General features: G+C 71.4%; 11 protein-coding genes. 7 read left to right on the top strand and 4 right to left on the bottom strand.

Annotated features, from left to right (window positions below; all coding sequences use genetic code 11):
• The first annotated feature begins 100 nt into the window (after positions 1–100).
• The 3 genes from H291_RS34295 (at position 101) to H291_RS0122535 (ending at position 4,920) form a co-directional block, all read left to right on the top strand.
• Positions 101–2,056, top strand: a complete 1,956-nt coding sequence (locus tag H291_RS34295; protein ID WP_020017295.1) for a SigE family RNA polymerase sigma factor — start codon at positions 101–103, stop codon at positions 2,054–2,056.
• 52 nt (positions 2,057–2,108) lie between these two features.
• Positions 2,109–3,278, top strand: coding sequence for an aminotransferase class I/II-fold pyridoxal phosphate-dependent enzyme (locus H291_RS0122540; protein WP_026366023.1), 1,170 nt, complete (start codon positions 2,109–2,111; stop codon positions 3,276–3,278).
• Positions 3,279–3,447: 169 nt separating this feature from the next.
• Entirely contained in the window at positions 3,448–4,920 is a 1,473-nt protein-coding gene (locus tag H291_RS0122535; RefSeq protein ID WP_020017293.1) for a hypothetical protein, read from the top strand.
• A 19-nt stretch (positions 4,921–4,939) separates the two neighbouring features.
• On the opposite strand, the gene H291_RS0122530 is transcribed toward H291_RS0122535, so the two are convergent.
• Positions 4,940–5,404, bottom strand: a complete 465-nt coding sequence (locus H291_RS0122530) for a DUF6328 family protein (RefSeq protein WP_020017292.1) — start codon at positions 5,402–5,404, stop codon at positions 4,940–4,942.
• 151 nt (positions 5,405–5,555) lie between these two features.
• Here H291_RS0122530 and H291_RS0122525 point away from each other — a divergent pair, with 151 nt between their 5' ends.
• On the top strand, positions 5,556–7,109 hold the full coding sequence (locus H291_RS0122525) for a hypothetical protein (RefSeq protein WP_157237267.1): 1,554 nt from the start codon (positions 5,556–5,558) through the stop codon (positions 7,107–7,109).
• Positions 7,110–7,356: 247 nt separating this feature from the next.
• Positions 7,357–8,502, top strand: a complete 1,146-nt coding sequence (locus tag H291_RS0122520) for a hypothetical protein (RefSeq protein WP_020017290.1) — start codon at positions 7,357–7,359, stop codon at positions 8,500–8,502.
• Between the two features lie 82 nt (positions 8,503–8,584).
• Here the strand turns inward: H291_RS0122520 and H291_RS0122515 are convergent, their stop codons facing one another.
• Both H291_RS0122515 and H291_RS0122510 read right to left on the bottom strand, forming a co-directional pair.
• Positions 8,585–10,162 carry a hypothetical protein gene (locus tag H291_RS0122515; protein ID WP_020017289.1) on the bottom strand — a complete coding sequence of 526 codons (1,578 nt, stop codon included), beginning with the start codon at positions 10,160–10,162 and terminating at the stop codon, positions 8,585–8,587.
• Positions 10,159–10,689 carry a SigE family RNA polymerase sigma factor gene (locus tag H291_RS0122510; RefSeq protein ID WP_020017288.1) on the bottom strand — a complete coding sequence of 177 codons (531 nt, stop codon included), beginning with the start codon at positions 10,687–10,689 and terminating at the stop codon, positions 10,159–10,161. Before H291_RS0122510 ends, H291_RS0122515 begins: the two co-directional genes overlap by 4 nt.
• Before the next feature lie 195 nt (positions 10,690–10,884).
• Here H291_RS0122510 and H291_RS32870 point away from each other — a divergent pair, with 195 nt between their 5' ends.
• Together H291_RS32870 and H291_RS0122500 are read left to right on the top strand one after the other, a co-directional pair.
• Positions 10,885–11,649, top strand: a complete 765-nt coding sequence (locus H291_RS32870) for a TetR/AcrR family transcriptional regulator (protein WP_020017287.1) — start codon at positions 10,885–10,887, stop codon at positions 11,647–11,649.
• Positions 11,646–14,300, top strand: coding sequence for a PEP/pyruvate-binding domain-containing protein (locus H291_RS0122500; protein WP_020017286.1), 2,655 nt, complete (start codon positions 11,646–11,648; stop codon positions 14,298–14,300). Before H291_RS32870 ends, H291_RS0122500 begins: the two co-directional genes overlap by 4 nt.
• Here the strand turns inward: H291_RS0122500 and H291_RS31260 are convergent.
• A partial coding sequence (locus H291_RS31260) for an SDR family oxidoreductase (protein WP_033327760.1) occupies positions 14,297–14,488 on the bottom strand: 192 nt, incomplete at its 5' end. The genes H291_RS0122500 and H291_RS31260 overlap by 4 nt on opposite strands.

Below are 14,488 nucleotides of genomic sequence, written 5' to 3'. Positions count from 1 at the left end.
CGAAAGGGAAGCGCCGGGGTGCCCGACGGCAGGATGTCCCCGTGCACTGTGATGTCGTGGACGAGGCAACCTCCGCGCGGTCCCGACCGTGGTGGACGGTATGAACGTGGAGACAGCCGAGCAGCCCGTCGTCGACCCGCCGCGCGCCGGCGTGCTGGTGGCGCGTGACCCCGACGTGGAGTTCGTCGAGTTCGTGACGTCGGCGGGGGCCTACTTGTACCGGACGGCGTACCTGCTGTCCGGCGACGCGCACGAGGCCGAGGAGCTGGTCCAGGCCACGTTCGAGCGGACGTACCGGGCGTGGGACAAGGCGCGGGCGGGGGAGCCGCGGGCCTATGCGCGGCGCATCCTGATGAACCTCCGGATCGACGGCTGGCGCAAGGACAAGCGCACGGCGGTGACGGACGACGGCGTCATACCGCTCTCGCCCGTCCCTGACCACGCGCCCGACGTCGCCGTCCGGGACGAGCTCGGCAAAGCCCTGCGGGCACTGCCCCTCGGCCAGCGACGCGTCGTGGTGTTGCGGCACCTGCTGGACCTGTCCGAGGCGCAGGTCGCCGAGGAGCTCGGCATCTCCCTCGGCGCGGTCAAGTCCGCCAACGCACGCGGCCTCGCGCGCCTGCGCTCCCTGCTCGGTGCCTCGGCGATCGATTCCGTCCCGGAGTTCCGGGTGGACGGCGATCGGGTGCTGCTCCGGGCCCGGGCGTCGGCCCGACGTCGGCGGGTGGTCCAGGCCGTGGTGACCGTCACGGGGGTGTTCGCACTGGTCGTAGGCATTCTGCTGGCCGGTCCGGTTCGGATTCCTGGCCTGGGGCCCGTCACGCTGCCGGGCAGCGAGTGGCTGCGCGAGGTGGTCGGGCTCGAGGGCCGAGGGATCTCCGGCCTGCCCTCGGATCACGCGGACACCGCGGCGTGCACCCGGCCCGACGACGAGGCGCCCACGACTCCGGTCGACACCACGCCCCTCGACTGGGGCGAGCTCACCGTCGTCGGGATGATCGACACCGCCGACGCGCACGACGTCGAGCGCTGCGTCGACGTCGTCGTCGACCACCGGTGGAGGACCGCAGCCAGGGTCCAGGCGGATGCCACGACCCTGGGTGCGGGCGAGAGCGTGCTGAACTGGTCCGATCCGTACGACGCGTTCGACGGCGACCTCATCCCCGGACCGGTCACCCTGGAGGTGCTGGCCCCGGACGGCAAGGGCTGGAGCGCCGTGGTGCCGGTGGCCGAGACCGAGCAGGTCGACGGACGCTGGCCGCAGGCCCTGGGTCTGGTCCGGCAGGGCGACCGGGCCGCCTGGTTCGAGACGCCGAACACCCAGATCGCCGGGACGTTGCCGTGGACCCTGCGAGTCCTGGGCGAGGACGGGGGCGTGACGACCGTCAGCGACTCGTCGGCGCTGGAGGACGCGGAGGCCGGCACCGCGGCGCTCGCGGACACGCTGCTCGGGTGGACCACGGCGCCGAACGTCGCGCGGACCAGCTGCACCCAGACCCTGCACACGGCTGCGCTCGACGGGTCCGCCCCGGTCACGACGAGTGTCCGGAAGCAGGTCTGCGCCCTGGGGTCGACGCCGGACGCTCTGCTGGTCGCGTACCGAGAGCGTTCCGGCGAGCCGGGTGTCGGGGCCGGCCCCGGTTCGACGACGGAGTTTGCGCTGATGTCCGGGCCGGACGACCTGGACTCGTTCCGGCTCCTCTCGATCCGGGACGCGGATCTCGGGGGCGAGCCGGTGTCCGCGCTCGGGTACGACGTCGGGTGGCTCGCCTTCTCTGCCGGTGACCGGCTGTACCTGATGGACCTCTTCGCACAGACGGCCTACCAGGTACGCGGCACCTCGCCCGTCACCGCCTTGGACGTGTCGACCGGGACCGTTGCCTGGTCGACGGAGGACGGCTCGGCCTACGCGATGGTGGACCGGGAGGGCGCGCCGGGCGTCATCCGGCTGTCTCGCGAGCAGGCCGCGGTCGGGGTCGACGGCGATCACATCGCCTGGACCAGTCTCGGGGAGAACGGCGTCGCGTCGCTGACATTCGCCCGGGTGCGCTGGTGAACCTCGCCGGCTCGCGCCCCCGGCGGGCACCCAGGTGGGCCATGATGGCGACATGAAGGTCTCTCGTCGGTCCCACGTGCCCCCGTTCGCCGTCATGGAGGTGCTCGCCGCCGCGAACGCGCGCCGCGCCACCGGTGCGGACGTGCTCAACCTCTGTGCGGGGGAGCCGTCGACCGGCGCGTCCGACGTCGTGCGCGAGCGAGCCATCGCCCTGCTCCGCGACGGCAACCTCGGGTACACCGAGGCGATGGGTGTGCCGGCGCTCCGCGCCGAGATCGCCGGCCACTACAAGCGCTGGTACGACGTCGACGTCGACCCCGCGCGGATCGCCGTCACCACGGGGTCGAGCGGCGGGTTCGTGCTCGCGTTCCTCGCGTCGTTCGACGTCGGCGACCGGGTGGCGCTGGCGCGGCCCGGCTACCCGGCCTACAAGAACATCCTGTCGGCGCTGGGCTGCGAGGTGGTGGAGCTCGACTGCGGTCCCGAGACCCGCTACCAGCCCACGGTGTCGCAGCTCAACGAGGCCTACTACGGCGGCGGGCTCGACGGCGTCATGGTCGCCTCGCCCGCGAACCCGACCGGCACGATGATCACGCCGGCGGAGCTGGCGGCCGTGGCGGAGTGGTGCGCCGACCACGACGTGCGCCTGATCAGCGACGAGATCTACCACGGCATCGCCTACTCGGACGAGGTGGCGCAGGCGACGGCGGCGACGTTCGTCGACCGGGGCGCCGTCGTCGTGAACTCGTTCTCGAAGTACTGGGCGATGACCGGCTGGCGGCTCGGCTGGCTCGTGCTGCCCGACGAGCTGGTCGCGCCCGTCGACGCCCTCGCGAGCAACGTGGCGCTCTCGCCGCCGGCGCTCGCGCAGCACGCGGGCATCGCCGCCTTCTCGCCCGAGGGGTACGAGGCGGCGGCGCAGAACGTGGCGCGGTACGCGTCGTCGCGCAGGCTGCTCCTGGAGCGGCTCGGCGAGCTCGGCTGGCGACCCGTCGCCCCCGCCGACGGCGCGTTCTACCTGTACGGGAACATCGCCTCGTTCGGGCTCGACTCGGTGACCTACTGCGCCCGCCTCCTCGCCGAGGCCGACGTCGCCATCACGCCCGGCACCGACTTCGACGGCGTCCACGGCGGCGAGTGGGTGCGGCTGTCGTTCGCGTCGTCGCTGGACACGGTGTCGCGCGCGGTCGACCGGATCGAGGCCTGGCACAAGACGCTCTGACGAGCTTGCGAAGATCACCCTGTGGATAACCGGCTGACAGCGAGGCCGGCACCTCCGCTCTGGCAGGATCTCGGTGCCCGGGATCTCCGGTGACTTCTCCCTTCCTTCTTGCGAGGCCACGACAGTGATGTCACAGGTGAGGCGTGCGCTCGGTGCGACGCTCGGAACGATGCTGCTGATCACGGGCGCGGGTGTGGCGCCCGCCACGGCCGCGGAGGGGACGGTCACCGTCTCCTCGGGCGGTTACGAGGTCACGGCGCGCGTCGTCGTGAGCGACCGCGACACGACCGGCTCGCGGGACATGCCGATCGACATCTACCTCGAGCATGACGGGACAGCGATCTCGCTGGACCAGGGGTGGGTGGACGTGACCGACCCCGCGGGGAATCAGGTCTGGGCCGGCGACGCCGGCCTCACCGAGGTCGAAGAGGGGCACCTCCGCGCCGTTCCCCGCCTCCAGGACGCCGCGCTGATCGGCGACTATCGCGTGTCCTTCACCGCGTTCGTCGACGTCCAGGGCGCCGGTGCGCCCGCGCTCGTGCGGATCGGGGCTGTGAACCTCGTGTCGTTCCAGGTCCGGCACCCGACGGTGCTGGAAGCGAACGCACGGTCGGGCAACCAGCCGACCGGAACGGTCACGACCGTGGCGGGGAAGATGGGGTGGCGGGTTTGGCGTGATGCCGGTTACTACAGTTCCGTCGCGGCGACCGGTGCGGTGGTCGACATCGACTTCGACCCCGAAGGGCCGGGGCCGCGCGCGAAGGTGGGCACCGCCACGGTGAGCAGCACGGGGTTCTTCCAGATGGACACCCGGGTGACGGCCCCTGGCCGATGGTACGTCTCGTATGCGGGGTCCAGTGAGCAGAACCCGGAGACCGTGCGCATCACGCAGTCGGCTCGTCCGCACACGCGGTCGGTGCATCAGGGCACCGCCTCGCGGACCTCGGGCAACGCCACCGCGCGCATCCGCGTGACGGCGACGGACGTGGTGACGACACTCGAGCCACAGATGGTCCGGGTGGACTTCGGTGTGACGACGTTCGGCACGATCGGAAGCACCTATGGAGTGCGCGTCGAAGGTCGTCGTGGTGAGGGTTCCTACCCCAACGGGCGTGACTACGCGCCGCGGCACAGCTTCGTCGGTGCGAACAGCGCCGGCTACATCACGATGAAGATGGACGCCCTCACCCCGCCCGGCGTCTACGACGTCGGCGCGAACGTCGTCGTCGGTACCTGCACGAAGTGGTCGTTCTCGGGTAGCTGCGGGCCGATGGACCTGCCGATCAAGGACGACACCATCACGACCCTCACCGTGAAGAGGGCGACCATCACCACGATCTCGGCGTCGTCGAAGTCGCTCGCCGCGCCCCAGTCGGTCACGCTCAAGGGCTCGGTGCGGAAGCTGCAGCTCGTCAGCAACAGGGAGGCCGCGTACCGCTACTCCCCGAAGGCACCCGTCAAGCTCTACTGGGACCCCGCCGGCTCCGCAGCACCGCAGTACAAGAAGACCGTCTACACGAACTCGAAGGGCGTATGGGCGGCGAAGGTCCCCACGAGCGCGTCGGGCCGGTGGGTCGCGGAGTTCCCGGGAACGTCGCTGCACGCCTCGTCCACCCGCACGGTCTGGATCACCGTCAAGTAGTCCCGGGTGCTGCGCCGGCTCAGCCGCGCCGGCGCAGCACCTCGGGGAGCAGCACCCACAGCAGCACCATCACCACCAGAGCGGCGGAACCGGCGACTATGCCCGCCGTCCGCCCGACCACGACGTCGAAGACGAGCACCGCCACGCCCGTGATCACGAGGGCGAGCACGGCGAGCGCGATCCGGGTGATGCGGTCGGTCAGGGTGACGATGTTGCCCTTCATGCGCTTGCGGAACAGCGCGCGGTGCACGCTCACCGGGGCGACGATCAGCGCGGTCGCGATTACCGCGGCGATGACGAGCGCCAGGTAGACGTTCACCTGGTACCGGTCGAGGTCGGCGAACCGGGACTGGAACGGCAGCGTGAGCAGGAACCCGGTCAGGATCTGCACGCCGGTCTGCATGACGCGCAGTTCCTGCAGCAGCTCGCTCCAGTTCCGGTCCGCGCGTTCGTTCGGCGTCTCGGTCCGCCCGTCGGTCTGCATAGTCCCCATTCTTACCTGACGTCCGATTTACCGAGCCGGGCGAGGGAAATTCACCCCCTCGCATCACCGCCTCCCGTGGCCCGCCGCTGTCCGCCGGGAGAACATCTGGCTGGGCGGGACGCGTCCGCGTCCCTCTGACGAGGGGGCTGCTTTGAACAGATCGAGGATGCGTGCGTCGCTGGGCCTGGCGCTCGGGGCCGCACTGCTGATGACCGGCGTCGCCGCGACACCGAGCGTCGCGGCCGAGGTGGGCACCGCGCCGCCGCCGGGCATCACCGCGGACCGTGTGACCAACAAGGTGGACGACGTCGTCGTCTCCGCGAAGATCTCCCTGCCCCCCGGCGGGGACGTGGTCGGGTCCGTCACCGGAACCCTGGCCATCACGCACAACGGGTCCTCGGCGGCCATGCGCTCCGGGCGCATGACCATGATCGACCCCGAGGGCCGCAGCCTGACCGGCGCGCAGTTCGTCGCCTCGGGTACGGCGAACACGTGGACCTCGACCGTCCAGCTCCCCGCCGACGTCGAGCCCGGCACCTTCGAGGTGTCGGTGAACGCCGAGATCGACGTGACCACCACCGACGGCGTCGTCAAGGTGCCGATCCGCACGGCGGACCCGGTCCTGGTGCCGTTCCGGGCCAAGCGCAACATCCCGCTGATCTGGACCTCGACGTCGAGCGCGCCCGCGGGCTCGACCATCTCGGTCCACGGCGCCGCGAACATCCGGAGCCTCGGCACCGGTGACTACGCGCCGGCCACCGACCAGGAGGTCAAGCTGTACTTCGACCCCTCGGGCGACGCGCCGGAGCGCTTCATCGACACGCTCACGACCGACGACCGCGGCTACTTCACGACCCGGCAGAAGCCGGGCGCGTCGGGCAAGTGGCGCGCGGAGATGCCGATGACCGACACGGGCGCGAAGGCGGTGTGGACCCTGACCTCGGCGGAGCGGGCCCGCGACACGACGCTGCGCGAGGGCACCGTCACCGCCACCGATGGTGGCTTCACGGCGGGCGACCACCTGATGACGCACGACGTCGTGCTGGGCCTGGCCCCGGTGCAGCGCCGCGTCGACGTGGGCAGCCTCGACTTCACCGTGGGCGGCACGTCCGGCTGGCTGAGCGCCGAGAGCCGGCGCGGCGAGGGCAACTTCCCCGACGGTTACCGCGTGCAGCGGGACCTGACGCACTCCGGGCTCGGGACGAGCCACGCGACGTTCACCTTCAACCCGACGCTCCCCGCCGGCATCTACGACATCGGCATCCGCGACGAGATGAAGGCCTGCTCCGCACCGGACTGGGACGGGCTCGAGGGCGGCACCAGCAACTGCACGCACAACGTGCTGGTCGAGGACCCCACGGTCACGACGATCGTGGTCAAGCGGGCGAGCACCACGACCGTGGCCGCCTCGCGGACGTCCGTGCCCACGGCGCGGACCATCACGCTGAGCGGTGACGTCGAGCGGGTCCAGCTGGTCAGCACGGGCGGTGCGGCGATCCGGCCGGCGCCGAACGTGGCGGTGAAGGTGTACTTCGACCCCGCGGGCTCGGCGGCACCGGTCCTCAAGAAGGAGGTCACCACGGGTTCCGACGGCAGCTTCTCGACGTCGGTCCGCGCCACGACCTCGGGCAAGTGGATCGCCAAGTACGCCGGGACGAGCCTGGTGGCGCCGTCCGAGGCGGGCGTGAACGTGTCGGTCGGCTAGCTCCACCCCGGCCGACGGCGGACAGAGGTCCGCCTCCGCCAGGTGATCAGGCATGGGTTCTCACGCGGATCCATGCCTGATCGTCTGGTGGGGGCGGACCTTTGTGCTGGACGGAAGTTCACCCGGAAAAGGACGCGCTGGGAATCGCCTGGACTGGCAGGATCTGTGCTTGCTCCCGGTTTCCGGGCCCCCTTTCTCCCCCTTGAGGTGTCCCTTGGTTGTCGGTGCCCGAAAACTGGTCACATCCGTGCTCGGGCTGGTGCTTGTCGGGAGCACGCTGGGAGTGCCGGCGGCAGTCGCGGCGAGCCCCGATGACGCAGGCTCGAGCTCTGTCGGCCCACAGAACTCGTACACCAACTACAACGTGTACTTGGCGCCGAATGCGTCGACAGTGGGCGCGCCGGTCCAGCTCCACGGGTACCTCTGGGACTCAGAGGCCCGGCCCTCCATCGGGGTAGAACTGCTGATCTATTTCGACCCGGTCGGGACGGCGCCGCGTGAGGTCGTGGACACGGTCATCACTGATGGATACGGCGCCTTCGCCCGGACGTTCACACCCCGTACCTCCGGGACGTACGAAGTCGTCGCTCAGCTGGCGGGTTACGTCGCCGGTACGAACAAGGCGGACTTCACTGTGCGGCCGGCCGACCAGACCGTCCGATCCGGAGTCATCTCGGCCTCGAAGAACGGCTACACCGCCAAGATGCGGGTGACGACCCAGGACGTCGTGACCCGGGTAGAGGCACAGACGGTCTACCTCGATATGGGAATTCAGACTCTGGGCGCTTCCGCGCACAGCGACCGTCTCCCGTACCTGAGCAATCGCCGCGCCGAGGGGCGGTACCGGGTGGGTGAGTTCGCCGCCCCGGGGTCGGCGAAGCTCACTTCCAATTACAGCGGGGTACGGGCCTATCGCATGTCCGCCCTGCATCCTGCAGGTCTGTACGACGTCTATTCCGACGACGTCGTCAATGTCTACAACGAGTACTGGGACATGGACCGTGACGGCATCACCCGCTTCACAGAGGTCCAGATGCCGCACAAGCCGATCACCACCATCCGCGTCCGGCGCGCCAGCACCACCACCATCGCCGCGTCGTCGACGTCGTTCACCGGGGCTCGGAACATCGAGCTGCGCGGCTCGCTGCGCAGGGTGCAGCTGGTCAGCGACACCAAGGCGGAGAACCGGCTGGCGCCGAACATCGCGCTGAAGCTGTACTTCGACCCGGCCGGCCAGGCCGGGCCTTCCTACGTCAAGACCGTCCGCACGGGGCCGACGGGCGCCTACCGGACGACCGTGAGAGCGACCAGGTCCGGCACGTGGATCGCCAAGTACGAGGGCACCAGCCTGCAGGCGCCGTCCAAGCGTTCGGTGACGGTCACGGTCCGCTGACCGAGCGCCCCGCCGATCCGCCACCGCGAGGGTTCGCCTCCAGATCACAATCCTGGAGGCGGACCTTTCGCGTCCCTGCCGGTCAGTCGTAGGTGTGGAAGACGGCGTCCTCCGGGACCGTGACCGTCGGTGCGGCGGGTACGGCGTGAGCATTCGACCCGGGATCCGCCGGACCGCTGAGGGCGGGGCCGTCTCGCGAGAGGAGAGTACCGATGGTCAACGAGCCCTCCGGTTCATCGGTCATGCCCCTGCGGTAGTCCCTGGCAGTCGTGCTCCAGGCGATCCGGTCACCGGCGAGCTGAATCATGACGTGTTTCCTCAAGCCACCTTGCACGATTCGCACGAGGTCAGGAACTGACCTGTCACCTGGTCCAGCGTCACGCAGCAGATAGGCCACCTCGCCGGACACCCATGCGACGGCATCACCCGACGCGGAGAGGCTGCTGACGCCGGCGCCGCCCAGCCGTACGGCGACGGCTTGATCGGCATCCGGTTCGGCGATGCCGCCCACACGCGGCACGACGGCGAGGTGATAACCGCCGTCCAGGGCATACGTGAGCACGTCGTCGGTCATGTCGACGAGCGGCACATACGTTTCGCGGGGGTGTTCCAGTACGAGGACCGTGGACTCGGTGCCGTCGTCCCGGAAGGACGTGAAGGTGGTGCTCCAGGCGCCGGTGACAGGCTGGTCGAGGGTGGCCACGACGATCTCGTCGCCGTCACCACCGATCGCCGTTGCGCGTTCCGCAAGGAGCTGAGGGCCACCTGACTCGATGTCTGCCACCCACGCGGGCAAGCCCCATGAGTCCGTCGCCGCGGCTGAGTCTGTGGATCCTCCGAGTGCTTCTTGACGCCACGCCACGCGTTGGGCGGTCACGGCCACCTTGTCGTCATAGTCACCTTCGATCTCGGAGATGGCTCGGGACTTGCGGAATTCTTCGTTCGACGAGTCGATCCGGCGGCCACCGGCAACAAGGACGATCCGATCCGGCGGCTGATCTGCGCTTTGTGTGGTGATCTCGAACCATGCGGCTTCGTCGCCCTGTGGTGTGAGACCACCAAGAGTGTGTAGCTCGTCATCCGCCGGTGTGAGGACAGTAGGCGCCATTACCTGCTCGATTCCGTCGATGAACGGGTCGACACGGGCAACGCTCGTTCCGGTCGTACCGGCGGTATCGACGGCGTCCTCAGGCGGCTTCCAGAACGCACCTTCCTCCGTCAGGCTTTCGGGCGACAGGCTGGTTCCCCCGACCGCGCCGTCGATTCGGACGTCTGAGCAGGTGGACATCGGTCGTGCCCTGGCCAGATCGAACGTCACCCCAGGCCGGAGGTTGGTACCTGAATCGACGGGGCTTCGGCGGGCCGCAGGCTCCGGCGCGGTGCACTCCGACCCCTCCGCCAGCCCGAACAGCTCCCGCACCCGCTCGCTCCCCGGCATTGTCACCTCGCCACCCCCCGGCACCGGCACGGGCCCCACCAGGGCCAACGAGAACGCGACCGCGACCGCCGTCGCGCCGCTGCCCAGGGCCTGCCAGGTACGCCGCCGCCGCAGCGCCCGCCGGCTCCCGGCCACCACCTGTCCCGCGTCGAACTCGTGCCGCTCGACCTGGTCGGCCCCGGCCCGGAGGCGGGCCAGAACGTCCGTGTCGTCGATGCTCATCGCGCACCCTCCTCGAAGATCTCGCGCAGGCGGGCGATCCCGCGTGCGTTGGCGGACTTGACGGTGCCGACGGCGATCCCGAGCTCGCGGGCCGTCTGCTGCTCGGTCAGGTCGAGCAGGTGCCGCAGCACCACGACCCGCCGCTGCGTCAGGGGCAGCGACGCCAGCGCGCGCACCACCTCGTCGCGCACCGCGACGCCGTCGGCCGGGCCGGCGACCGACCCCGTGGGGACGACGTCGGACACCACCTCGCCGCGGCTGCGACGCCAGCCGTCGATGCGCAGGTTGAGCAGGATGCGCCGCGCGTAGGCGCGCGGTTCGCCGGCGCGGGCCTTGTGCCAGGACCGGTAGGTGCGCTCGAACGTCGCCTGGACCAGCTCCTCCGCGCGGTGCGCGTCGCCGGAGAGCAGGAGCGCCGTCTTGTAGAGGTACGGGCCGGCATCGTGCACGAACGCCGTGAACTCCTGGTCCTTGGTGCGCGTGACGTCGACCCGCACCCGCGCCTCGTCGCTCACCTCGGTCCGCATGGTCCCCTGCTCTCCCTCGTCATGTCCCCCACCACGCGGAGACGTGTGCGAAAGGTTCCATGCCGCACGAGGCTCGCCGAATCCGCAGGTCAGACGGCGTCCCATGGGCTGTTGACCAGGGCGGCGACCGGGTCTAGCCTCCGAGTATGACCAGATCAACGAATCTGGTCATAATTTCACGAAGCGGAGGCGAGCATGAGTGCGGCAGCGACGACGCGGCGGCGCGGCACGGCGCAGCGACGGGTCGAGCGGGCGGAGCGGATCCTCGACGCCGGCACCGAGCTGGTCCTGCGCTGGGGCTACGACAAGACCACCATCGACGACGTCGCCCGCCTCGCCGGGGTCGCCAAGGGCACCATCTACCTGCACTGGGGCAGCCGCGAGGACCTGTTCGCCGCCATCATGCGCCGGGACCGGGCCGAGATGATCGGCGCGGTGCGCCGGCGGATCCGGGAGGACCCGGCGACCGCGACGCTGCCCGGGCTGTTCGGTCATCTCGCGCACGAGATCCACCGGCGTCCGCTGCTGCAGGCCGCGATGGTGCAGGACTCCGCGGTGCTCGGCAAGCTCGTGGCCCGCAAGCAGACCAGCACCACCACACCCGAGATGGTGGTGCCCTTCGGCGAGTACCTCGCCAGGCTCCGTGAGCACGGCACGGTGCGCGACGACCTGAGCGTCGAGGACCACCTCACCGTGATCGCGGCGGTGCTGCACGGTTCGCTGGTCTCGCTGCGGATGATGCCCGAGTCCCTGCGGGTCTCCGACGAGCGTGCCGGCGAGCTGATCGGCGACACGCTCGCGCGTGCCTTCGCCGCGGACCACCCGCCGTCCGACTCCGCGCGGGCCGCCTGCGCGGACGCCACCCGTGAGTTCGTCGACCAGGCCTACGCGGTCGCGCGGGCCAAGCTGCGGGAGTCGCTCGGCGACGACCTCCCGCCGGAGGAAGGGGAACCGACGTGAGCACCGAGGTCACCAGCTCGTTCACGCTGCCGCTCGCGGATCCCGCGGCGGTCGACCTGGCCACCACCGGCGGCAAGGGGGCGTCCCTCGCGCGTCTGGCCGCGGCCGGGCTGCCGGTCCCCGGTGGCTTCCACGTCACCACCGACGCCTACCGGGCGGCCGTGGCGGGCGCCCCGCAGGAGGCCATCGTCGCCGCCGCGCGGGACGTCGACTCCGACCGCCCCGAGACCCACGAGGCCGCGGCGGCCCGGATCGCCGAGGTGTTCGCCGCCCTCGAGGTCCCGCAGACCGTGGCCGACGCCGTCCGGGCCGGGTACGCCGGTCTGCTCGCCCCGGGCGGTTCGCCCGACGGCGCCCCCGCCGTCGCCGTCCGCTCCTCCGCCACGGCCGAGGACCTGCCCGGCATGTCGTTCGCCGGCCAGCAGGACTCGTTCCTGGACATCCGTGGCGCGGACGCCGTGCTCGACGCGGTCCGGGACTGCTGGGCCTCCCTGTGGACGGCGCGCGCGATCGGCTACCGGGCGCGGCACGGGATCCCTGCCGACGAGGTGGCGCTCGCGGTGGTGGTGCAGCGGCTCGTCGACGCCGACGCGGCCGGCATCCTGTTCACCGTCGACCCCATGACGGGTTCCCGCGACCGGGTGCTGATCAACGCCGCCTGGGGACTGGGCGAAGCGGTTGTCGGCGGGCAGGTCACGCCGGACACGTACCTGGTGGCCCGGGTGGGTGGCGCCGTCGAGCGCACGGTGAGCACCAAGGAGGTCCGCACCGTGCGGACCGGCGCCGGTCCGCGGAACGAGCCGGTCCCCGCCGAGCTCCGAGATCGCCCCGCGCTCACCGACGCGCAGGCCGCGCGGCTCGCCGCGCTCGGCGTCCGCATCGAGGCGCTGTACGGCGTGGCGATGGACGTCGAGTGGGCGCTGCACGACGGCGAGCCGGCCGTGCTCCAGGCGCGCCCCGTCACTGGCGCGGCGGGCGAGGTCGCCGTCACCGAGGTGTGGAACGACAGCCTGCTGGGCGACTTCCTGTGGACGAACGCGAACCTCGGCGAGGCGCTGCCCAGCGTGATGACACCGCTGACCTGGTCGCTCGTGCAGATCTTCATGGCCAACGCGATGGCCGACACCGACATCGGCGTGCCCGCGTACGGCACCATCGGCGGCCGGTTCTACATGAACCTCAGCACCACCGAGACCGTGGCCCGGACGCTGGGCCTGCAGAAGACCGTTGACGCGGCGTACCGGGAGGTGTTCGGGCGGCTGCCCGGCCAGCCCGACATCCCGGTAGTCCCGCTCGGTCGCGCGGAGCTGATCCGGCGGCTCCTGCCCATGGTGGGGCGCAACCTCACGACGCTCGTCCGGGACGTACGGGCCGTGCCGGGGTTCCTGCGTACCGCCGAGCAGCGCGGCACGGAGCTGCGGGAGCGCGCGGGCGCCGTCGTCGGCCCGGCTGAGCTCGCGGACTTCTGGGACGCCGAGCTCGGTCCGTACCTGGAGGCGGCGTCGCGCGCGCTGCGGGGCGCCGCCCGGCAGGACGGCACCAAGCTGCTCACGCTGCGCCGGGACCTGCGCGCGCTGCTCGGCGACGCCGACACGGAGACCCTGACCTCCGGCCTGTCGTCCGGCGGGCACGCGCTGGCCAGCATGGAGACCCTGATCGGCCTGCGCGAGGTCGCCCTCGGCCGGCTCGACCGCGCGACCTACGTGACGCGGTTCGGGCACCGCTGCGTCGACGAGTTCGAGGTCTCCCGGCCCCGTCCGGCGGAGGACCCCGCCTGGCTCGACCGCCAGATCGCCGCGGCGGCCGGGACCGACGTCGACGCGCTGCTCGAACGGCAGGAACGTGCCCGGGCCGCCGTCTGGGAGCGGCTGGAGAGCGTGTCCCCGCGCCGGGCCGCGTCGCTGCGCAGGCAGCTCGACCGGTGGGCCCGCAACGCGCGCGGCCGGGAGAGCGCGCGGTCCGAGGTGATCCGCGCGTTCTGGGCCCTGCGCGCCTTCGCGGTGCGGGCCGGCGAGCTCACCGGCCTGGGCGACGACGTCTTCTACCTGCACGTCGACGAGCTGTTGGCGGTGCTCCGCGCGCCGTCCGGCCGGGGGGTGCCGCGCGCGGGGGAGCAGGTCGTCCCCGTGCGCCGCGCGACCTACGACCTGTACCGGAGCCTGCCGCCGTACCCGGCGGTGATCCGCGGCCGGTTCGACCCGGTGCGGTGGGCCGCGGACCCGGATCGGCGGTCCGACGTCTTCGACGAGCACGGCCAGGAGGCCGCGCGGTCCGACCAGGTCCGGGGCTTCCCGGGCGCGTCCGGCGTGGCCGAGGGCGTGGCCCGCGTGGTTCTCTCAGCGGACGACGGCGAGGCGCTGCTGCCCGGCGAGGTGCTGGTGACGGCGGTGACCAACGTGGGCTGGACGCCGCTCTTCCCACGCGCGGCCGCCGTCGTGACCGACGTCGGCGCGCCCCTGTCGCACGCCGCGATCGTCGCGCGGGAGCTGGGCATCCCCGCCGTCGTCGGCTGCGGCAACGCGACCATGCGGCTGCGCACGGGCGATCGGGTGCGGGTGGACGGCGAGCACGGCACGGTCGAGGTGCTCGAACCGGTGGATGGCGCCCAGCCGGTCGCGCCCAGGAGACCGCGCCTAGAAGACCGCGCCTAGAAGACCGGCTTGCCGCCCGTCACGCCGAGCACCGTCCCGGACACGTACGACGCCGTGACCTGCGACGCCAGGAAGACGAACGCGGGTGCCACCTCGGCGGGCTGCCCGGCCCGGCCGAGCGGGGTGTCGGTGCCGAACACGGTGATCTTCTCCTCGGGCTGGGTCGCGGGCTGCAGCGGGGTCCAGAT

It is taken from the genome of Promicromonospora sukumoe 327MFSha3.1, assembly GCF_000385135.1.
Lineage (GTDB): Bacteria > Actinomycetota > Actinomycetes > Actinomycetales > Cellulomonadaceae > Promicromonospora > Promicromonospora sukumoe_B.
This window is presented reverse-complemented; position numbering and strand designations above follow the sequence as displayed.